This is a genomic window from Vibrio diazotrophicus, from assembly GCF_038452265.1.
Lineage (GTDB): Bacteria > Pseudomonadota > Gammaproteobacteria > Enterobacterales > Vibrionaceae > Vibrio > Vibrio diazotrophicus.
The window spans coordinates 469,410-489,642 of record NZ_CP151842.1 but is presented as its reverse complement, the minus strand read 5'-3'; the positions used below and the strand labels follow the sequence as shown (position 1 = coordinate 489,642).

Here is a 20,233-nt window from a genome sequence, read left to right as displayed (position 1 = left end):
AAGGGCTGAATTTAAATCCGACTCATCGTATTATGCCTGCCTCTGTTAATCCGGACTAAGATTTGCGATGAAAAATACTCACAATAGCCAAGAGCGCCTCGATTACCTAAAACAACAACTACCATTGGAAATTGCTCGCACCGTTGAAGCGACCCTAAAGGAAGATTTAGGTGGAACTCTCGACCCTGCGGCTGATCTGACAGCAAATCTTATCCCTGCGGATGTGCAAGGCACTGCCACCATTATCACGCGCGAACACGGTGTGTTCTGCGGTAAAGCTTGGGCGGATGAAGTCTTCAAACAACTGGGTGGTGAAGTCAAAATCGATTGGCATGTGGAAGATGGTGACAAAGTCGAACCAAACCAAACGCTTTGTACGCTTTCTGGCCCAGCGCGAATCCTTCTTACAGGCGAGCGTAACGCAATGAACTTTATTCAGACACTTTCAGGTTGTGCAACGACAACCGCTGAATATGCGAAAGCGTTAGAAGGTACCAACTGTCGTTTACTGGATACGCGTAAAACCATACCGGGTTTACGTAGTGCTCTGAAATACGCAGTCGCTTGTGGCGGCGGTTATAACCATCGTATCGGTGTGTTTGATGCTTACTTAATTAAAGAGAACCATATCATCGCCAATGGTGGTATTACTCAAACGATTAAAACAGCGAAAGAACTTAACCCGGGTAAACCAGTTGAAGTTGAAACAGAGAGCCTAGAAGAACTGCGTGAAGCGATTGAAGCTGGCGCTGATATCATCATGCTCGACAACTTCACCATGGATATGATGCGTGAAGCGGTTGCGATTAATGCAGGCCGTGCGGCGTTAGAAAATTCAGGCAACGTCACCTTAGAAACACTGCGCGAATACGCGGAAACAGGTGTTGATTACATTTCTGTGGGTGCGTTAACTAAGCACGTTAGAGCCATGGATCTCTCTATGCGTTTCAAATAAGCGCTGTAAATAAGCATCAGCAGATTTGAGCCCAAATTTGTTTCAATTTTAAGACCCGCTTCGGCGGGTTTTTCGTTCCTTCTTGATACTCCATTCCAAACGAATGCGAAGCTGGTCGAAAGCTTTTGTTGAGGAGATGAAAGTCGTTCAATAAATAAATCTCATCACTCGCGCAACTGAACTGCTGTCGTTCTAAATATCAAACTAAGCACATAACCTCTTGCTCCGAATAGCCAAAACAAACGGAGAGAGGCAATGAAAACAAATCAGCTTAAAAAACAGAAAGGTTTTACCTTAATTGAATTGATGATTGTGGTTGCAATCATCGGCGTACTTTCTGCAATTGCAGTTCCAGCCTATAAGGATTACGTAAAGAAATCTGAAGGGGCAACGGCACTGGCAACAATGAAGTCTCTAATCACTTCAGCAGAGCTTTGGTATCAGGAAAAAGGCTCGTTTAAAAAAGATAGCGAGACAGAAATTTTAAAGAATCTTGGGGTTAAATCTGATACGAGCCCTTTAGGTAAAATTGAAGTTGAAGCGGACAACAAGCTTACATTCACCTTCAAAGAAGGTTCCGCTGTACCTAAAGACACAAAAATCACCTATACACGAGAAGCTGAGGCTGGTTGGAAGTGTGCGGTAAGTGATGAAGTGATAAAAACGACAAGTTGTCCTAAGGCTGGTAATGCTAATCAAGCAAGTAATGCTCAGTAAACCATAGCCTATGATAACCAACCTTATCGCACTTTTGCGCCAAGCGGAGCTATTGAGCTTGGTGCATGAGCACAGCGTGGTGAGTCATATTGAAGCTTCTGGCGCTAGTGTGCCGGAAGCTTTGATCCAACTTGGAATAATAGAATCATCCGATCTTGCGAACCATTTAAGTCAGCAGCTACGAATGCCTGTGACGGCTCTTAGTGAGTTTGATTATGCTGATGTCTGCCAGCAACTTGGATTACGAGAACTGATCACTCGCTTTAATGCCCTTCCTATCCAAAACCAAAATAACCAACTGCTTCTGGCGGTATCTGATCCCACTCACCCGAGTGTAGAAGATGAGTTTCGCTTTACAACTGGCTTAAACGTCGAGCTGGCACTCGCCGATCATAAATCATTGCAAGCCGCCATTCGTCGCCTATATGGAAAAACAATCAACGACGAAGCTAAGCAGAACAAAGAGATCAGCCAAGATGAACTGGCAAGCTTAGTTCAACTTTCTGATGATGAGCTGCAATCGATTGAGGATCTCAGTAAAGACGAATCACCGGTAAGCCGATTTATCAACCAAGTGTTGCTTGATGCTGTGCGCAAAGGGGCTTCCGATATTCACTTTGAACCCTATGAAGATGTATATCGTATTCGCCTGCGTTGTGACGGTATTTTAGTCGAAACTCACCGCCCTGCGAGCCATCTCAGTCGGCGGCTTGCAGCGCGTATTAAAATACTTTCAAAGCTGGATATTGCCGAACGACGACTTCCACAGGACGGACGAATTAAACTTCGCTTAAATCGCGATACTGCAATTGATATGCGTGTTTCATCGCTACCAACTTTATGGGGAGAGAAGATTGTATTACGTCTGCTTGATAGCAGCGCTGCCAATCTCAACATCGACAAACTCGGCTATGACGAAGTGCAAAAGCAGCACTATTTATATGCCCTTAAAAAGCCGCAAGGCATGATCTTGATGACAGGTCCAACAGGAAGCGGCAAAACCGTTTCTCTTTATACAGGGCTACGCATACTCAATACCTCCGAAATTAATATCTCCACCGCAGAAGATCCGATAGAAATCAACCTCTCTGGCGTTAATCAGGTGCAGGTACAACCTAAGATAGGTTTTGGCTTCTCTGATGCGCTACGTTCCTTTCTGCGTCAAGACCCAGATGTGGTGATGGTGGGTGAGATTCGAGACCTCGAGACTGCGGAAATAGCGGTGAAAGCAGCTCAAACAGGACACTTGGTGTTATCAACACTCCATACCAACTCTGCCGCCGAAACCGTCATACGTTTAGCCAACATGGGTGTTGAACCCTTCAACCTCGCCTCGTCTCTGAGTTTAATCATCGCCCAGCGTTTAGCTCGTCGTTTATGCAGCCACTGCAAAATAGCCACCACGCCATCCGTCACCTTGCAAGCTCAGTTTAACTTGTCAGCCGACGAAACCATTTACCAAGCCAACCACTTAGGCTGTACCGAGTGCACCGGAGGATATTCTGGACGTGTCGGAATCTATGAAGTGATGGCTTTCAATGAAGCTCTTGCTGAAGCCGTCATGAATAAGGCAAGTGTGGCGCAAATCGAAACCATAGCTAAAGCCAATGGCATGAGCACTTTGCTGGATTCAGGCGTACAGAAATTAAAGCAAGGTGTCACCAGTTTTGCCGAGTTACAACGTGTTTTGTATTTCTAATCATTAGTGAGTATTTATATGAAAAAGAACTCTAGCCCTCAACTCAGTAGCTTTCGTTGGAGCGGAATAAACAGCACAGGTAAAAAAGTGTCTGGTCAGCTTCTGGCGCTGACGGAAAGCGAGGTTCGAGACAAACTAAGTGAACAGAGTATTAAAGTCAAAAAGCTCAAGAAAAGCAGTGCTCCACTCTTTACTCGACTGTTTCACCGAGTTAAGGGAAACGATATCACCATACTCACTCGCCAACTTTCTACCATGCTGACGACGGGAGTTCCTATTGTTCAAGCACTGAAACTGGTTGGTGACAATCACCGTAAGCCAGAAATGAAATCGATTCTGACTCAAATATCCAAAGGAGTTGAAGCCGGTACTCCCATTTCAAAAGCTATGCGTAACACCAGCAGCCACTTTGATTCCTTGTATGTTGACTTAATTCAGACTGGTGAACAGTCCGGAAACTTAGCTGAAGTTTTTGAACGTTTAGCCACGTACCGCGAAAAAAGCGAAGAGCTAAGAGCAAAAGTAATCAAAGCATTGATTTACCCAGCGATGGTTGTGCTTGTTGCCCTAAGTGTCTCGTACTTGATGTTAACCATGGTGATACCTGAGTTTGAAGCCATGTTCAGTGGCTTTGGCGCTGAACTCCCTTGGTTTACGCAGCAGGTTTTAAAACTTTCGCACGGCGTTCAAGCTTATAGCTTGGTTGCTCTTGTTGTTACCATTGCGTCTGTTGTCGCCTTTCGTGCTGCAAGGAAAAAATCCTCACTGTTTCGCCTAAAAACCAGCCGCCTAGGATTAAAATGTCCGGTTATCGGCAGCGTGTTAGCCAAAGCCGCTATCGCCAAATTCAGCCGCACACTGGCAACCAGTTTCAGCGCGGGTATTCCGATTCTCTCCAGTTTAAAAACCACTGCTAAAACCGCTGGCAATGTCCACTTTGAATACGCCATAGATGAAGTTCATCGTGATACCGCGTCGGGTATGCCTATGTATATCGCGATGCGAAATACGGAAGCTTTTCCTGAGATGGTATTGCAAATGGTAATGATCGGAGAGGAGTCAGGGAAACTCGACGACATGCTGAATAAAATTGCTTCGATCTACGAATTTGAGGTGGATAATACCGTCGATAATCTGGGGAAAATCCTCGAACCTTTAATTATTGTGTTTCTTGGCGTGGTTGTCGGCGGGTTAGTAGTGGCAATGTACTTGCCAATCTTTAACTTAATGAGTGTGTTAGGGTAATATAACCATCACTAACGCATTCAACCGCTTAGTTTTTTAATCAATATCCTCCCTTTTACTGCGGCAAATGAGCGAACAAATGGAAATTTTTGAATACTATCCTTGGCTTTTCGTAGCATCTGCCTGTGTACTTGGTTTAATTATCGGCAGCTTTCTTAATGTGGTGATTTATCGGCTACCGAAAATGATGGAGCGAGAATGGCGTCAGGAATGTACGGACTATTTTCCAGAATCCAACATTCAACCGCCAGAAGGCAAGCTGACCCTTAGCACACCACGCTCAACTTGCCCGAGTTGCCAAACACCACTGCGCATTATTGATAACGTACCCGTGATTAGCTGGCTGCTATTACGTGGTAAATGTGCCCATTGTCAGGCTCCCATCAGTGCACGTTACCCGTTGATTGAGCTCCTTACAGCAGCGATGAGCTTTCTTGTCGCACAACATTTTGGCTTTAGTTACTTCACTATTGCCTTGTTGTTTTTCAGCTATGTCCTTATCGCAGCAACTTTTATCGATTTAGACACCATGCTGCTACCGGATCAGTTGACACTGCCTTTACTTTGGGCTGGATTATCACTGTCATTATTGGGTATCAGTCCTGTTACGCTTCAAGATGCGGTGATAGGCGCTATCGCAGGTTACTTAGCTTTGTGGTCAGTGTATTGGCTATTTAAACTTGCGACTGGCAAAGAAGGTATGGGATACGGTGATTTCAAGCTACTCGCAGCGCTCGGAGCATGGTTGGGGTGGCAACTACTACCTTTGATTATTTTGCTTTCTTCTCTTGTCGGGCTGGTGTTCGGTATTATTCAATTGCGATTAAAGAAACAAGGTATTGATAAAGCCTTCCCGTTTGGACCTTATATTGCCATTGCTGGATGGATAGCTCTGCTTTGGGGACACGAAATCATTGATAGCTACTACTCTTACTTATTGGGGTACTAAACGATGGCATTAGTGATTGGCTTAACCGGAGGCATCGCAAGCGGAAAGACCACTGTCGCCAATATGTTTCGCGACCACTTTGGTATTGAAATCGTTGATGCTGACGTGATTGCTCGACAAGTGGTGGAAAAAGGCAGTATCGGCCTCGAAGCCATCCATCAGCATTTTGGCGATGAGATCTTAACGACAGAGGGAGAACTCAACCGCGCTGAGCTTCGAACACGAATATTTGCCAATGAAGATGAAAAAACATGGGTTAATCAGTTGCTTCACCCAATGATTCGCCAACAAATGGAGCGAGACCTGCAACGAGTCACTTCGCCTTATGCGTTATTGGTCGTTCCGTTACTTACGGAAAACAATTTACAGCATATGGCGGACAGAGTTTTAGTTGTGGATGTCGATGAAGAAACACAAATTGAAAGGACAATGAGTCGAGACAAGGTGCCGATGGAACAAGCAAAATCGATCTTAGCTGCACAAGCCAGTCGTGAACAACGTTTAGCCATTGCCGACGATGTGATTAAAAATGACGCGAAAAACCAGAAACTTTTGCCTCAAATCACAGAATTACACAAAAAGTACCTAGCCATCAGCCGTAAAAATCTGTGAGAATAAGCCGAAAGGACGCAAGGCAAATCTGATGACGACACACAAGTTTGAACACCCTCTGAATGAAAAAACACGTATTTACTTACGAGTTGAAGCTTTGCTGCACCAGATGGAAAAAGCATCAGCCTTTGCTGACAGTATTCAGCACCAGTTATTTTTCCGTTCTCTATTTGATCTACTCGAAATTTTTGAGCAGATACAACTTAAGAGTGAACTGGCGAAAGATATCGAAAAACAGCGCCTCACTTATCGCAGTTGGTTAAACGTTGACGGTGTAGACCAAGAGATGCTTTCAACACTGCTTGCTGAAGTGGATGAAGTGCATCGCAACCTAATGAGCGCTGATCGTTTTGGTCAGTCACTTAAAGAAGATCGTTTCTTATCTGCCATCCGACAGCGTTTCAACCTACCCGGCGGTTCATGCTGTTTTGATCTTCCTGCTTTGCATTACTGGCTTCACCTATCACCAGAGAAAAAGTCTCAAGACGCCAACAAATGGATGAGTACCTTAAAACCATTGTTAGATGCGTTAACTCTTTGGCTCAAACTGACTCGTGAAACCGGTAGCTTTAAACCTCGTGTCGCTCAATCTGGATTTTTCCAAAGCGACGCAGAAGACGCCAATATTTTACGTCTATCCATTCCGCTCGAATATGGTGTGTACCCAATGATCTCTGGGCATAAAAATCGTTTCGCGATTAAATTTATCGACTTTAAAACTGGGCAAGCCAGCTCTGAAGAGATACCCTTTGACCTTGCTGTGTGCTGCTGATTAAACGTTTCTTAGCAGCTAAACCATCATTAATAGGAAATATAGATGTCGTCCCCAAAGCCTACTGTGGTGAAATGTCCCCAATGCAAGCAAGAAGTTGTATGGAATGAGCAAAGTCCTTATCGCCCTTTTTGTAGTAAAAAATGCCAAATGATTGATTTTGGTGAATGGGCTGATGAAGAAAAAGCCATTGCTGGTGCACCAGATATGTCTGACTCTGACGGATGGACAGAAGACTACAACTCTTAATCCGATATTGAATTTGAACCACAAAAAAGCCCCGAATCTTCGGGGCTTTTTTACTTATACTCGTCAACGTTAGCGTTACTCTTCGGACTCCGAGCTCGCTTCTATATTTGAAGTATCAATCTCGATCTCTGTTACGCGCTGCAAACCTCTTGGCAGAAGTCCACCACGACGGCCACGTTCACCTCGGAAGTTATCTAAATCACTCGGTTTGAGACCAAGCTTACGCTTACCAGCATACAGAGTAACTGAAGCACCACTTGGTAACGCAATCAGATGTGACACAACTTCATCACGAGATTTTGCTTTTGCAGCCGGAATATTGATGATCTTATTACCTTTACCTTTGCCTAACTGTGGCAAATCTTTAATTGGGAACAACAGCATTCGTCCCAAGTTGGTAATGGTTAGGATCTCATCAGTTTCAAGGTTGATGACCGCTTGAGGTTCCATAATCTCTGCGTTTTCAGGTAAGTTCACCAGAGCTTTACCACTGCGGTTTTTCGAAAGCAGATCGGTGCCCTTACAGACGAAACCATAACCGGCATCAGAGCCAACCAGCCATAGCTGATCTTCTTCACCCATAATAACCTGACGGATCGTCGTTCCTTCAGCAACGTTCAATCGTCCTGTAATCGGTTCACCCTGACCACGAGCTGAAGGTAAGGTATGTGACTCGAGCGAGTAGCTACGGCCATCACTACCAAAGAACACAGCTTGCTGGTTACTCTTACCACTTGCTTGAGCTAAGTAAGCATCGCCTGATTTGTAGCTTAAGCTGGTGCCATCAACGTCATGACCTTTCGCATGACGAATCCAACCTTTTTCTGACAGAACCACAGTGATTAGTTCACTAGGCATCAAGTCACGTTCAGTCAGCGCTTTCGCTTCTTCACGCTCTACTAATGGTGAGCGGCGATCATCACCGTATTTCTCAGCATCCGCTTTGATCTCTTTTTTCAGCAATGTATTCAGACGGCGTTCAGAGCCTAGAAGATCTTCCAGTTTTTTACGTTCTTTCTCTAACTCGTCTTGCTCACCGCGAATCTTCATCTCTTCCAGTTTCGCTAAGTTACGAAGTCTGGTGTCTAAAATCGCATCGGCTTGAATGTCAGTGATACCAAAGCGAGCCATCAATACTGCTTTCGGATCGTCTTCAGTACGGATAATTTCGATCACTTCATCAAGGTTAAGGTATGCAACCAACAAACCTTCCAAGATGTGTAAACGAGCCATGACTTTATCAAGACGGAATTGAAGACGACGTCGAACGCTAGTGCGACGGAATTCGATCCATTCATTAAGAATGTTAACTAGACCTTTAACCTGAGGACGGTTATCTAAACCAATCATATTCAGGTTTACACGGAAACTTTTCTCTAAATCAGTAGAAGCGAACAGATGGCTCATCAGCAAATCGCAATCGACACGATTTGAACGCGGAACAATCACGATTCGAGTCGGGTTTTCGTGATCCGATTCATCTCGTAGATCGTCAACCATAGGCAGTTTCTTCGCACGCATCTGGTTGGCAATTTGCTCCAGAAGTTTTGCACCAGAAACCTGATGTGGCAGAGCCGAAATAACGATATCAGAACCTTCTTTGTGCCAAATTGCACGCGCTTTAATACTGCCGCGACCAGTGCGATAGATTTTTTCCAACTCAGCTTGAGGAGAAATAATTTCCGCTTCGGTTGGATAATCCGGCCCTTTCACAAACTGCATCACATCTGACAGTTCCGATTTCGGGTTATCAATCAGATGAATAGTTGCTTCTGCAATTTCGCGCACGTTGTGTGGCGGAATATCAGTCGCCATACCAACGGCAATACCAGTAACACCGTTTAGCAGAATATGTGGTAGACGCGCGGGCAACATTTGTGGCTCTTTCATCGTGCCATCAAAGTTTGGTTGCCAATCCACGTTACCTTGGCCAAGTTCGCCTAATAGAACTTCAGCAAATTTAGATAGCTTTGCTTCTGTATAACGCATTGCCGCGAAAGATTTCGGATCATCCGGCGCACCCCAGTTACCTTGACCGTCCACCAGAGGGTAGCGGTAAGAGAAAGGCTGAGCCATCAATACCATTGCTTCGTAACATGCAGAGTCACCGTGCGGATGGTATTTACCCAACACGTCACCAACGGTACGTGCTGATTTTTTATATTTTGCCGCAGCCGAAAGCCCCAGCTCCGACATTGCATAAATAATGCGTCGTTGGACCGGCTTTAAACCATCACCAATGTATGGCAAGGCACGGTCCATGATTACGTACATCGAGTAGTTCAGGTAAGCATCTTCCGTAAACTTGCGCATCGGAAGTTGTTCAACACCCTCGAAGTTAATTTCAGTACTCATTCATTACACCTCAGCCAAATCGCCATTGCTTTGTAGCCAAGTACGACGGTCATCCGCACGTTTCTTGCCTAAAAGCATGTCCAACATCTCATCCGTTGCCGTTTCATCATCAATCGTGAGCTGTACTAAACGACGAGTGTTTGGATCCATGGTTGTTTCACGCAATTGAAGTGGGTTCATCTCACCCAACCCTTTGAATCGCTGAACGTTAATTTTGGCTTTTTTCTGGCTTAGTCTTTCCAAAATGCCATCTTTCTCTGCGTCATCTAACGCATAGAACACTTCTTTACCACAGTCGATTCGGTAAAGAGGAGGCATAGCAACATAGATATGACCCGCTTTGGTCAGTGCTTGGAAGTGCTTGGTAAACAGAGCACAAAGCAGAGTTGCGATATGAAGACCATCCGAGTCCGCATCGGCAAGAATACAGATCTTGCCGTAACGCAATCCGCTTAAGTCATCACTATCTGGGTCAATGCCCAAAGCAACAGAAATATCGTGCACTTCTTGAGACGCTAGCACCTGATCAGCAGACACTTCCCAAGTATTAAGAATTTTACCGCGTAGTGGCATAACCGCTTGGAATTCGCGATCGCGAGCTTGCTTCGCACTACCACCCGCAGAATCCCCTTCGACGAAGAAGATTTCAGTACGGCTAAGGTCTTGCACTGAACAGTCGGTGAGTTTGCCCGGTAGAGCCGGGCCAGAAGCCACTTTCTTACGGACCACTTTCTTACTTGCACGCATACGGCTGTGAGCATTCGCAATACACACTTCTGCTAGCTGTTCTGCAAGTTGCGGTTTTTCATTCAGCCACAGACTAAACGAGTCTTTCACCACACCAGAAACAAATGCGGCCGTTTGACGAGAAGAGAGACGCTCTTTGGTTTGTCCTGCAAATTGCGGATCCTGCATTTTCACCGAAAGAACATACGCACAGCGGTCAAATACATCTTCACCCGTTAGCTTAACGCCACGTGGCAGCAAATTACGGAATTCACAGAACTCACGCATTGCTTCGAGTAAGCCTTGACGTAAACCATTGACGTGAGTACCACCTTGCGCGGTCGGAATTAAGTTAACGTAACTCTCTGTGATTAACTCACCACCTTCAGGCAGCCAAATAAGCGCCCAAGTTGCCGCTTCAGTTTCAGCCTTAAATTCTCCAGTGAATGGTTCTTCAGGTAGAACAATCGAATCTTTAACACCTTCGACTAAATAGTCCTTTAAGCCATCTTCATACAGCCAGCGGTACTCTTTATCGTTGACTTTATCGCTAAAAGTGATTTCTAAACCCGGACACAATACCGCTTTGGCACGCAAGTTATTAACTAAGCGTGACACCGAAAAGTTCGCGTAATCGAAATAAGAACTTTCAGGCCAGAAGTGAACGCTAGTACCACGATTGCGACGACCACAGGTTCCAGTCACAGTAAGATCGGAAACTTTGTTGCCGTGTTCGAAAGCAATTTCGTAAATTTGACCATCGCGACGTACAGCAACTTCAACGCGTTTTGAAAGTGCGTTTACTACTGAAATACCGACACCGTGAAGGCCACCGGAGAATTGATAGTTTTTGTTCGAAAACTTACCGCCAGCATGAAGCTTACAGAAGATAAGCTCGACACCAGAAATTTTTTCTTCTGGGTGAATATCTACAGGCATGCCTCGACCATCATCAATCACTTCTAATGATTGATCGGCGTGAAGGATTACCTGAACCTTTGTGGCATGTCCGGCCAACGCTTCATCGACACTGTTGTCGATAACTTCTTGCCCAAGGTGGTTCGGGCGCGTTGTATCCGTGTACATCCCAGGCCTGCGACGCACTGGTTCTAAGCCATTAAGGACTTCAATGGCTCCAGCATTATATTGTTCAGTCATAATATGTAATGCTTTTATCGATAAATAACGGAGGGTCTGTTGACTAAAAATATTCGAAACTTCAATAGACCCTAGAAACTTTACATCTCGTTTATTAACGCTTTATTTTTATAACAATACGCTAAGAATTAACGTGTTTTTTAACACCTAAACGAGAAAAGTCTAAGAGGAACATAGTCTGGAAGAGAACGACTGATGTCAAGAGACATCAGTCAGTGGCAAGCAAAATTATGACTCTAACCTCAATGAAAAGGCTATAAGTCTAAGAATTTGATGATTTGGGCTGGATAACGTTCAAAATCAATAAAACTGTGGTCGCCACCTGTTTCCACCGTCTGTTTTGAATCTGCATACTTTTCCACAGCTTGACGATAATCGAGTACTTCATCTTCCGTTTGCTGCAGTAGCCAAAAATCTTGAGGCGAATGTAATTCTGGAATATCCAACTCTATGAGTTCTTGAATGTGGGACTCATCTAAAATGTAACGCTCTTGGGTGTACGGATTCTCTTGTTCACCAAGAAACGATGCTAAAAGCTCAAAAGGTTTCACAGCTGGATTGACTAACACTGCACGAAAGCCAAATTTTGCGTTTAACCAAGTGGAAAAGTAGCCACCTAATGAACTTCCTACCAAGCCAATTTGATAATCATCTTTATACTGATTTACAACATCCAAAAGATGATGCGCTGCCTGAGCAGGAAAGCTCGGCAATTTGGGAACAACCACTTTGATGTCAGGACGATGATTCTTGCAGTACTCACTCATGACCTGCGCCTTATGCGACAGAGGTGAACTGTTAAAACCATGAATATAAAGAAGTAAAGATGGACGCTTTGACATATTAGTAACCGCTCGCATCAAAATCAGGCTGAAACACACCATTTGCTAAGCGTTTTACTGCTGACTTCACTGTGCCATCGGAACATAACTCCAGTTCACGCCAACCTGGTGAGGTTTTATCTAACGCAAAATCATTCGAGTTAGGTTTGAACTGGATACAGGTCGAAGGTGTCGCCATGACTCTCACGCCCATATGTTCTTTGTCCATATTCTGGTGTACATGACCACATAAAACCGCTTTCACATTGGAATGACGTTGTACAACTTCCCAAAATGATTCACTGTCTTTCAATGTATGTTGGTCAAGCCAAGCACTGCCTACCAGTAAAGGATGATGATGCAAAAGCACTAAGGTGTATCTATCAGGATACTGAGTCAATTTATCATCCAACAGAGCCAACTGGTGATCGCTTAAACGGCCGTGAGGGACACCAACAACTTGCGAGTCTAGCAATATCATTTGCCAGTGCTCACCAAGCAGCACATGCTCCTCGGTGCGAATCTGAGGTGATGGTAACACTGCGCCCATGTTCGGTTTGTAGTCATGATTTCCAGGCAGCCAAAAACAGTCTTTCTCCAGCATTTGAATGCTATCTGAAAAACGTTGATATGATTCAGCACTATGATCTTGCGAAATATCGCCCGTTGCGAGAACGGCGTCATACTGAACTTGCTGAGAACAAATCTCTTTCACCACGGCGCGAAAACTGTCAGCGGTATTTACGCTAAGTAAACAGCCATCGTCGGGCGCGAATAAGTGAGTATCCGTTATCTGTACAAGCTTTATGCTATCTGGATTGTCTATACTGGGCGACACGTTCAAACTCGATAAACCTAACTATTATGGATGACTAAAATTAATCGGCTGACGGCTAATACCATGCTTCAAACAGAAGGTAAGCCAATCACCTAAAAAGCGATTAATTTGTGCCTTTTCGTCTTTTTGTACCATTTTCTCATTCGGATAATCATGGCGAGCTTTTATCCTGCTGAGATGATCGCTGGTGTGCACTTCTGCTACACGAGCATCGTGGTACAGCCTGACAGACATGGTTGGCAATGGAAACACTGAAATATCATCACTTTGACAAATCTCCACCAAAGTTGTGTACTTTGTGACTTCTAGCACTTGAAGTTGGTAAGTCATTTGAGCAGCTTGGTAGCAACGTAAATCATCGACACTTGGCTGCGTTGGCAACAAAGCGTTTAACTTGGCGTAGTTTGTTTCATAAACTCGCATTAATTCTTTTAGATCTACGTGATATGGTTTTTTCACCATTACTTCAGCCATTGAGTTCTCAAATTCTCGTAATTCAGTTCCAACCATTGTAGTGCAATGATCGATGCTCCATTTTCAATGACGCCGTCTTTTACCAACTGGTAAGCCTGCTCACGGCTCATTACATGCACTTTAATATCCTCTCCTTCATAGTCTAAACCATGAATACCTTTCGCTTGAGAGGAGTCAACTTCTCCAACGTAAACGTCTAATTTTTCAGAACATCCGCCAGCAGAAGGATAATATGAAGTCACCGATTCAATTCGGCCGATGTCTACACCCGCCTCTTCTACCGCTTCCCTTCGTACCACTTCAACAGCGCTTTCATCACGGTCGATGATGCCAGCCACAATCTCCAGTTGCCAAGGTCGTTGTTGTTCAAGTGTTCCAACTCGAATCTGTTCAATGATAACGACTTGATCTCGAACTGCATCATAAGGCAATAAGGCTGCCGCATGCCCACGTTCGAAAAGTTCACGCTCAATAGGTTCACTCCATCCGCCTTGAAATAGCTTATGTTTGAAGCGATATTTCACCATTCGGAAAAAACCTTGAAACAGTGTCTCTTTTGAGACGATTTCAATGTCTTGTGACGAAAACTGACCTAATGGTTTATCGGTTTGTGACATTCGAGAGCTCCCGACATGAATAAAGGACGGTTAAACGACGTAGTTTACTCGTGGTAACAGGTGACTTCCAAGGACATTGCTCAACTTTTTATACAAAATTTATATATATTTTTAAGTAAAGAAAAATTTATATTGCACACATGGATAGTTAAGTGTAAAAAAGTGCAAAGTTTCGAGTAAATTACGACCAAAATGGGGTAAACTCTTGAAACGCCCACCCTAACTTCATAATAGGCAGGAATAGGACCAATGAAAAAACTGCTTCCAGTATTTATTAGCGTAGCTCTTGGCAGCTTCAGTGCTGCAGTATCGGCTGACGATCTTGCTCAAATTTACGATCAAGCAAAAGAAAATGACCCTCAATTACTGAGCGCAGCGGCACAACGTGACGCGGCATTTGAAGCAGTAACTTCAAGTCGTAGTAGCTTACTACCACAGATCAACTTAACGGCGGGTTACAACGTTACTAGCAGTGACGAACCAAAAGATAGTGAATTGCTATCTGCAGGAATTTCCTTTTCTCAAGAACTTTACAATCGTTCAAGCTGGGTTTCATTAGATACTGCAGAGAAACAAGCTCGCCAAGCAGATGCACAATACGCGGTTGTTCAACAGTCATTAATCCTGCGTGTCGCTCAGGCTTATTTCTCAGTGCTCAGTGCTCAAGATAACCTAGAGTTTGTCCGCGCAGAAAAAGCAGCGGTTGGTCGCCAGTTAGAACAAACTAAGCAACGCTTTGAAGTAGGTCTTTCAGCAATTACTGACGTACATGATGCTCAAGCACAATACGACAGCGTTTTGGCAGATGAAGTGTTAGCTGAAAATACTCTGGTTAACAGCTATGAGTCACTGCGTGAAATCACTGGTCAAGATCACAAAGATCTAAGCATTCTCGATACTAATCGTTTCTCTGCTAGCCCGTCAGCAACTTCAATGGATGCACTGGTTGAAGAAGCTCAACAAAAGAACTTGTCTCTTTTGTCATCTCGCATTGCGCAAGATGTAGCGAAAGACAACATCTCTTTAGCGAGTTCAGGCCACCTACCATCGTTAACTCTTGATGGCGGATACAGCTATGGCAAGCAAATGGATAGTAGCGGCAGTGGTTATAATTTTGACGGTCACGACTACAACGATTTAAACATCGGCGTGAACTTATCTGTGCCTCTATACACAGGTGGTAACGTGACTTCGCAAACTAAACAAGCGGAATTTTCGTACGTTGCTGCAAGCCAAGATTTAGAAGCGTCTTACCGCAGTGTGATTAAAGCTGTTCGTGCAAACAACAACAACATCAACGCTTCAATCGGTGCGTTGCGTGCTTACGAACAGTCGGTAATTTCAGCTAAATCAGCGCTAGAAGCAACTGAAGCTGGTTTTGATGTTGGTACTCGTACAATCGTAGACGTACTTGATTCAACTCGTAGCCTATACAACGCGAACAAAAACCTATCATCAGCTCGTTACAACTACATTCTTAGTGTGTTGCAACTTCGCCAAGCTGTGGGTTCTCTGTCTGAACAAGACATCCTTGATATCAACAGCGGCCTAAAAGCAGCGAAATCAGCAAAGACTAAATCTTAAGATTGGTTTTTAAGGACATAAAAAAACGCCAGCATGCTGGCGTTTTTTCTTTCTCGGCATATCTAAAAATGCAACAAAGGCTAATTAACCTCTGCCACCTTTAATCGCTTCGATAATTTCTGTGGTTGAACAGCCATCTTCAAAGTTCAGTACTTTAACCTGACCACCAGCCGCGATCACTTCTTTACCACCAGCAATATCTTCTGGTTTGTAGTCGCCACCTTTAACCAATAAGTCTGGTAGCACTTCAGCAATCAAACGTTGTGGCGTATCTTCACTAAACGGTACAACCCAATCCACAGCGCCTAGCGCTGCCAATACTGCCATACGGCGATCGGTCGGGTTCACTGGACGACCAGGTCCTTTCAAACGTTTTACAGATTCATCCGTATTGACGGCAACAATCAGGCGATCGCCTAGCTCACCAGCATGATTCAGATAAGAAACATGGCCTGCATGAAGAATATCGAAACAACCATTGGTCATTACAACTTTCTCACCACGAGCTTGCGCTTTGCGAACGGCTTCGATCAGAGCCTGTTCACCAATCACACCGTAGTCAGTATCTTTGCTGCCGTGAACAGCTTCAGCCAATTCAATAGTCGATACTGTCGAAGTACCGAGTTTACCGACTACCACGCCTGCGGCTGCATTTGCCAACGCACACGCTTCATCTAGAGGTTTACCCGCCGCAACCGAAGAAGCTAATACTGAAATAACCGTATCGCCCGCACCCGTTACGTCATACACTTCTTTGGCTTGAGTTGGTAAATGGAAAGGTTCCATACCACGACGCAGTAGTGTCATGCCATGCTCACTGCGAGTCACCAGCAGAGCATCAAGATCGAACTCTTCAATCAAGCCTAAACCTTTTTCAACTAAGTCTTGATCAGACTTCACTTTGCCCACTACGTGTTCAAACTCAGAAAGGTTTGGAGTTAATAACGTTGCACCACGGTAACGTTCAAAGTCTGCGCCTTTAGGATCAATAAACACTGGTACATTCGCTGATCGTGCTTTTTGAATAAACTGCTGTACATGTTCAAGAGCGCCTTTCGCGTAATCCGATAAGATCACCGCCTGCACATTTGGCAGCGCTGATTCCATACGCGATAGGATCAATTCAGGATCGGTGTTCTCAAACTTATCCTCAAAATCTAAACGGATAAGTTGCTGACCACGGCTCAGTACGCGCAGTTTTGTAATCGTTGGATAGTCTGGCAAAGCAACAAAATCACATGTCACTTTCAGTGAAGTTAACTTCTCACTCAGCACCTGAGCTGGCTCATCAATCCCTGTTAAACCAACGAGATGCGCATGACCACCTAACGAAGCGATGTTCATTGCTACGTTAGCAGCACCGCCCGGACGCTCTTCGTTTTTCTCTACTTTTACTACCGGCACTGGGGCTTCTGGCGAAATGCGGCCAGTAGGGCCATGCCAGTATCTATCAAGCATGACATCGCCAATAATTAATACCCCTGCATCACTGTAGTCAGGTAGGATTGGTTTCATTATGGATCTCCAATAACTGTTTCTGGGCGAAGTTTATCACAGCCCTATGAGCGGCTAAAGTTATCTAATATCAGAACTCTGTTATTAACCTAGCCACTGATTCCAAACATGTTTTACAATTTCACGCTCGTGGACAAATTTGCTTTCATCCACATCCGCGTCTTGATTCACTAAATTGCGGTGATGGATTTGATCTCGCATCGCCGTATAAGCATGAGTTAATGCCATCGCTTGTTCTTCATCCAGCACCCCCTGAATCAACAATGACTCAAAGATACGCACGTTATCAGACCATCGGGTCAACTTAGGCTGTTGATGGCTAAAACGTAAGACCAAGTACTGAGCCAAAAATTCAATATCCGTAATACCGCCTTCATCTTGTTTTATCATGAAACGGCCGGGCTTTTTGCCGCCGAGGTGATCGCGCATTTTTATACGCATATCAACAACTTCCTGCTTGAGTTTTGCTTCTTCTCTCGGCATAGACAAAATGTCATGGCGAATCTTGTCAAAGGCTTGCAGCAAAGGAGCATCACCATAAATCATGCGAGCTCTGACTAACGCCTGATGTTCCCAAGTCCACGCATCATTGCGCTGGTACTCTTCAAAAGCTTCTGTTGGACTGACAAGCAACCCAGAAGCGCCAGACGGTCTTAAACGTGTGTCGACCTCATATAGTATTCCAGAAGCGGTCCGCACAGAGAATATATGAACGATACGTTGAGCTAAACGCAGATAAAACTGACGACCATCTATCTCTTTAACACCATCAGTGTAGGCACTAACTGGACAGTCGTGCATAAAAACAATATCGAGATCAGAGTTATAGCCAAGTTCCCAACCACCAACTTTGCCATAACCAATCACGCCAAACCCTTTCCCTTCACGATCTTTTAAATGGGTCGGCTCACCGTATTTCGCTGTTACCTGCAACCAAGCTTGATTGACCACAGCGTCAACAATCGCTTCAGCAAGATAAGTTAAGTGGTCACTCACTTTCATCACAGGCAAAACATCTGCGATATCAGCGGCAGCAATCTTCAAAATACATATTTGCTTAAACTGACGCAGCGCTTCCATCTGCTGTTCCATATCATCTTCTGGAATACGTGCGAGAAAATCTCTCAGCTCGGTTTTGTAACTTTCCAAAGGAATCGGATTATAGAGATGCTGTGGATCAATCAACTCATCAAGAAGAATCGGGTAACGAGCCAGTTGTTCAGAGATCATCGAACTCGCGGTACACAGACGCACCAACTGCACCAATGCCGCTGGATGCTCATCGAGCAGTTCCAGATAAGTAGTACGAGTAGCAATGCTGTGCAGCAAAGACAATACTCTTGATAAGCCAAACTTTGCCTCAGGGTGATTGAAAATCGCTTGATACACCTTTGGCATCAAACGGTTAAGCACCTCTCTTCCGCGAGGACCTATGGTACGTTTCGCTAAGTCCTCTTTGAAGCCGATGATGGTACCAACGATTTCGGCTCCATCTTGCATAGCGAGTTCATTCTCAACAATGCTTTCTATTAACTCGCGGTTATGGCTCATGTCCCATAATTCGTGGAAGTGAGCGGCAAGCGTATTTTCGTCTTGCTCGTCCTCTTCACCAATCAGAGCAGCAAACACCGCATGCACATTCGCCATCTGATGTTTTACTTGAGCGTTAAGTTGCTCCCAAGATTCAAAACCCATAGCAAAAGCGAGTCTCAACTGATCATCCGCTTTATCAGGCAAGGTTTGTGTTTGTTTATCTGCTAAAGCTTGAAGAAGATTTTCAAGACGGCGCAAGAAGTAATACGCTTCGGTTAACTGTTCAATTTCCTTTCTTTCCAACAATTGCAGCTCATCAATAGCTTGCAACGTTTCGAGTAATCCTCGGTGACGCAGGCTCGGCTCTCTTCCGCCCCGAATCAGTTGAAATACTTGGGCAATAAATTCAATTTCTCGAATGCCACCAGCTCCCAACTTAATGTTGTTAGTGAGCCCTCTACGACGGACTTCGCTGCTGATCATCGACTTCATTCGACGCAGTGATTGAATTGCGCTGAAATCAATGTAGCGACGAAAGACAAACGGACGCAGCATTTGGCGCAGCTCTTGATACTGAGAATACATCTCACGCCCCATAACGCGCGCTTTGACCATTGCGTAACGTTCCCAGTCTCTGCCCTGCTCCTGATAGTAATCTTCAAGCGCAGCATAACTCATCACCAACGGGCCACTTTCACCAAAAGGACGTAATCTCATATCCACCCGATAACAGAAACCATCGAAGGTCTGTTGATCGAGCATTTTAATGATCCGTTGACCTAGGCGAGTGAAAAACTGAGCATTAGCAATACTTCGACGCTGCCCCTGCGTCTCTCCATTCTCTGGATAGGTGAAAATCAAATCGATGTCGGAGGAGAAATTCAGCTCACCACCACCGAGTTTACCCATACCCATGATCAACATCGGCTGAGCCTCACCTTGAGCGTTACATGGCGCACCCCACTCTTGGCAACAGGCTTTGTATTGCCATTGGTAAGTTTCGAATATCAGTGCTTCCGCTAATTGCGATAAATGCTCTAGGCTCTCATTCAATGTCCAGGTACTTAAAAAATCACGCCAGGCGATATAAACCATCTCTTGATTGCGGAACTGACGCAAAATGCGTAAACCACTTGTTTCATCTTCACAGGCGGAAAGCTGCTCAAAAAGATGCTCTCGATACGATTCACAACGAGAATTTTCGCTAAGTATCTCAGGCAGAGCACGACACAAAGCGTCGTCACGCATCAGCGTTTCATGGACAAACTTGCTCAACCCGATAACGGTTTTTAGCTGAGTTTGTAGATCGCTATTCCATTGAGCAATCACTGGCTGCTGTTCTAGCAAGTGGCTGAACTGTTGACTCGCATAATCTTCAAGAAGAGATGGCAATGGCATGATATGTCCTTGTTGA

17 protein-coding genes are annotated in these 20,233 nt (G+C 44.7%); 9 read left to right on the top strand and 8 right to left on the bottom strand.

Annotation, left to right across the window (positions count from 1 at the left end; all coding sequences use genetic code 11):
• The first annotated feature begins 67 nt into the window (after positions 1 to 67).
• The 8 genes from nadC (at position 68) to yacG (ending at position 7,198) form a co-directional block, all read left to right on the top strand.
• Positions 68 to 955: a carboxylating nicotinate-nucleotide diphosphorylase gene (gene nadC / locus AAGA51_RS02310; protein ID WP_042484530.1), complete on the top strand. Its 888-nt coding sequence runs from the start codon at positions 68 to 70 to the stop codon at positions 953 to 955.
• 255 nt (positions 956 to 1,210) lie between these two features.
• On the top strand, positions 1,211 to 1,672 hold the full coding sequence (locus tag AAGA51_RS02305) for a pilin (RefSeq protein WP_042484533.1): 462 nt from the start codon (positions 1,211 to 1,213) through the stop codon (positions 1,670 to 1,672).
• 10 nt (positions 1,673 to 1,682) lie between these two features.
• A complete protein-coding gene (gene pilB, locus AAGA51_RS02300; RefSeq protein WP_042484535.1) occupies positions 1,683 to 3,371 on the top strand; it encodes a type IV-A pilus assembly ATPase PilB in 1,689 nt (562 codons plus the stop codon).
• Between the two features lie 18 nt (positions 3,372 to 3,389).
• Positions 3,390 to 4,616, top strand: a complete 1,227-nt coding sequence (locus tag AAGA51_RS02295) for a type II secretion system F family protein (RefSeq protein ID WP_042484537.1) — start codon at positions 3,390 to 3,392, stop codon at positions 4,614 to 4,616.
• Positions 4,617 to 4,695: 79 nt separating this feature from the next.
• A complete protein-coding gene (locus AAGA51_RS02290) occupies positions 4,696 to 5,565 on the top strand; it encodes a prepilin peptidase (RefSeq protein WP_042484541.1) in 870 nt (289 codons plus the stop codon).
• A 3-nt stretch (positions 5,566 to 5,568) separates the two neighbouring features.
• On the top strand, positions 5,569 to 6,177 hold the full coding sequence (gene coaE, locus AAGA51_RS02285) for a dephospho-CoA kinase (RefSeq protein WP_042484543.1): 609 nt from the start codon (positions 5,569 to 5,571) through the stop codon (positions 6,175 to 6,177).
• Positions 6,178 to 6,208: 31 nt separating this feature from the next.
• Positions 6,209 to 6,949 (top strand): cell division protein ZapD, encoded by a 741-nt coding sequence (gene zapD / locus AAGA51_RS02280; RefSeq protein WP_042484545.1) that lies wholly within the window; start codon positions 6,209 to 6,211, stop codon positions 6,947 to 6,949.
• A 45-nt stretch (positions 6,950 to 6,994) separates the two neighbouring features.
• Positions 6,995 to 7,198, top strand: coding sequence for a DNA gyrase inhibitor YacG (gene yacG, locus AAGA51_RS02275; RefSeq protein WP_042484546.1), 204 nt, complete (start codon positions 6,995 to 6,997; stop codon positions 7,196 to 7,198).
• Positions 7,199 to 7,273: 75 nt separating this feature from the next.
• Here yacG and parC read toward each other — a convergent pair whose 3' ends face one another.
• From parC to nudF, 6 genes are all read right to left on the bottom strand, one after another.
• The gene (gene parC, locus AAGA51_RS02270; RefSeq protein ID WP_042484549.1) at positions 7,274 to 9,553 is read right to left on the bottom strand and encodes a DNA topoisomerase IV subunit A; all 2,280 of its coding nucleotides are present in this window, start codon (positions 9,551 to 9,553) and stop codon (positions 7,274 to 7,276) included.
• Positions 9,554 to 9,556: 3 nt separating this feature from the next.
• Positions 9,557 to 11,437, bottom strand: a complete 1,881-nt coding sequence (gene parE, locus AAGA51_RS02265; RefSeq protein WP_042484551.1) for a DNA topoisomerase IV subunit B — start codon at positions 11,435 to 11,437, stop codon at positions 9,557 to 9,559.
• Positions 11,438 to 11,691: 254 nt separating this feature from the next.
• Positions 11,692 to 12,279, bottom strand: a complete 588-nt coding sequence (gene yqiA / locus AAGA51_RS02260) for an esterase YqiA (protein ID WP_042484553.1) — start codon at positions 12,277 to 12,279, stop codon at positions 11,692 to 11,694.
• Between the two features lies 1 nt (position 12,280).
• Positions 12,281 to 13,102, bottom strand: a complete 822-nt coding sequence (cpdA, locus tag AAGA51_RS02255) for a 3',5'-cyclic-AMP phosphodiesterase (RefSeq protein WP_042484556.1) — start codon at positions 13,100 to 13,102, stop codon at positions 12,281 to 12,283.
• Positions 13,103 to 13,120: 18 nt separating this feature from the next.
• Positions 13,121 to 13,570: a DUF1249 family protein gene (locus AAGA51_RS02250; protein WP_042484558.1), complete on the bottom strand. Its 450-nt coding sequence runs from the start codon at positions 13,568 to 13,570 to the stop codon at positions 13,121 to 13,123.
• Complete coding sequence (nudF, locus tag AAGA51_RS02245; RefSeq protein ID WP_042484561.1) at positions 13,558 to 14,187, bottom strand: ADP-ribose diphosphatase; 630 nt, start codon at positions 14,185 to 14,187, stop codon at positions 13,558 to 13,560. The genes AAGA51_RS02250 and nudF overlap by 13 nt, the downstream gene beginning before the upstream one ends.
• Before the next feature lie 249 nt (positions 14,188 to 14,436).
• On the opposite strand from nudF, the gene tolC reads away from it, so the two are divergent.
• Positions 14,437 to 15,771 (top strand): outer membrane channel protein TolC, encoded by a 1,335-nt coding sequence (gene tolC / locus AAGA51_RS02240; RefSeq protein ID WP_042484565.1) that lies wholly within the window; start codon positions 14,437 to 14,439, stop codon positions 15,769 to 15,771.
• A gap of 84 nt (positions 15,772 to 15,855) precedes the next feature.
• On the opposite strand, the gene hldE is transcribed toward tolC, so the two are convergent.
• Together hldE and glnE are read right to left on the bottom strand one after the other, a co-directional pair.
• Positions 15,856 to 17,286: a bifunctional D-glycero-beta-D-manno-heptose-7-phosphate kinase/D-glycero-beta-D-manno-heptose 1-phosphate adenylyltransferase HldE gene (gene hldE / locus AAGA51_RS02235; protein ID WP_042484567.1), complete on the bottom strand. Its 1,431-nt coding sequence runs from the start codon at positions 17,284 to 17,286 to the stop codon at positions 15,856 to 15,858.
• A gap of 84 nt (positions 17,287 to 17,370) precedes the next feature.
• Positions 17,371 to 20,217 (bottom strand): bifunctional [glutamate--ammonia ligase]-adenylyl-L-tyrosine phosphorylase/[glutamate--ammonia-ligase] adenylyltransferase, encoded by a 2,847-nt coding sequence (gene glnE, locus AAGA51_RS02230; RefSeq protein ID WP_042484570.1) that lies wholly within the window; start codon positions 20,215 to 20,217, stop codon positions 17,371 to 17,373.
• Between the last annotated feature and the right edge of the window lie 16 nt (positions 20,218 to 20,233).

What these genes read in the sequence shown, in the direction of transcription:
- yqiA (WP_042484553.1), bottom strand. Translation starts at nt 12,279, where the DNA reads ATGTCAAAGCGTCCATCTTTACTTCTTTATATTCATGGTTTTAACAGT.
- parE (WP_042484551.1), bottom strand. Translation starts at nt 11,437, where the DNA reads ATGACTGAACAATATAATGCTGGAGCCATTGAAGTCCTTAATGGCTTA.
- AAGA51_RS02295 (WP_042484537.1), top strand. Translation starts at nt 3,390, where the DNA reads ATGAAAAAGAACTCTAGCCCTCAACTCAGTAGCTTTCGTTGGAGCGGA.
- AAGA51_RS02305 (WP_042484533.1), top strand. Translation starts at nt 1,211, where the DNA reads ATGAAAACAAATCAGCTTAAAAAACAGAAAGGTTTTACCTTAATTGAA.
- yacG (WP_042484546.1), top strand. Translation starts at nt 6,995, where the DNA reads ATGTCGTCCCCAAAGCCTACTGTGGTGAAATGTCCCCAATGCAAGCAA.
- nadC (WP_042484530.1), top strand. Translation starts at nt 68, where the DNA reads ATGAAAAATACTCACAATAGCCAAGAGCGCCTCGATTACCTAAAACAA.
- coaE (WP_042484543.1), top strand. Translation starts at nt 5,569, where the DNA reads ATGGCATTAGTGATTGGCTTAACCGGAGGCATCGCAAGCGGAAAGACC.
- pilB (WP_042484535.1), top strand. Translation starts at nt 1,683, where the DNA reads ATGATAACCAACCTTATCGCACTTTTGCGCCAAGCGGAGCTATTGAGC.
- zapD (WP_042484545.1), top strand. Translation starts at nt 6,209, where the DNA reads ATGACGACACACAAGTTTGAACACCCTCTGAATGAAAAAACACGTATT.
- tolC (WP_042484565.1), top strand. Translation starts at nt 14,437, where the DNA reads ATGAAAAAACTGCTTCCAGTATTTATTAGCGTAGCTCTTGGCAGCTTC.
- hldE (WP_042484567.1), bottom strand. Translation starts at nt 17,286, where the DNA reads ATGAAACCAATCCTACCTGACTACAGTGATGCAGGGGTATTAATTATT.
- parC (WP_042484549.1), bottom strand. Translation starts at nt 9,553, where the DNA reads ATGAGTACTGAAATTAACTTCGAGGGTGTTGAACAACTTCCGATGCGC.
- AAGA51_RS02250 (WP_042484558.1), bottom strand. Translation starts at nt 13,570, where the DNA reads ATGGCTGAAGTAATGGTGAAAAAACCATATCACGTAGATCTAAAAGAA.
- AAGA51_RS02290 (WP_042484541.1), top strand. Translation starts at nt 4,696, where the DNA reads ATGGAAATTTTTGAATACTATCCTTGGCTTTTCGTAGCATCTGCCTGT.
- nudF (WP_042484561.1), bottom strand. Translation starts at nt 14,187, where the DNA reads ATGTCACAAACCGATAAACCATTAGGTCAGTTTTCGTCACAAGACATT.
- glnE (WP_042484570.1), bottom strand. Translation starts at nt 20,217, where the DNA reads ATGCCATTGCCATCTCTTCTTGAAGATTATGCGAGTCAACAGTTCAGC.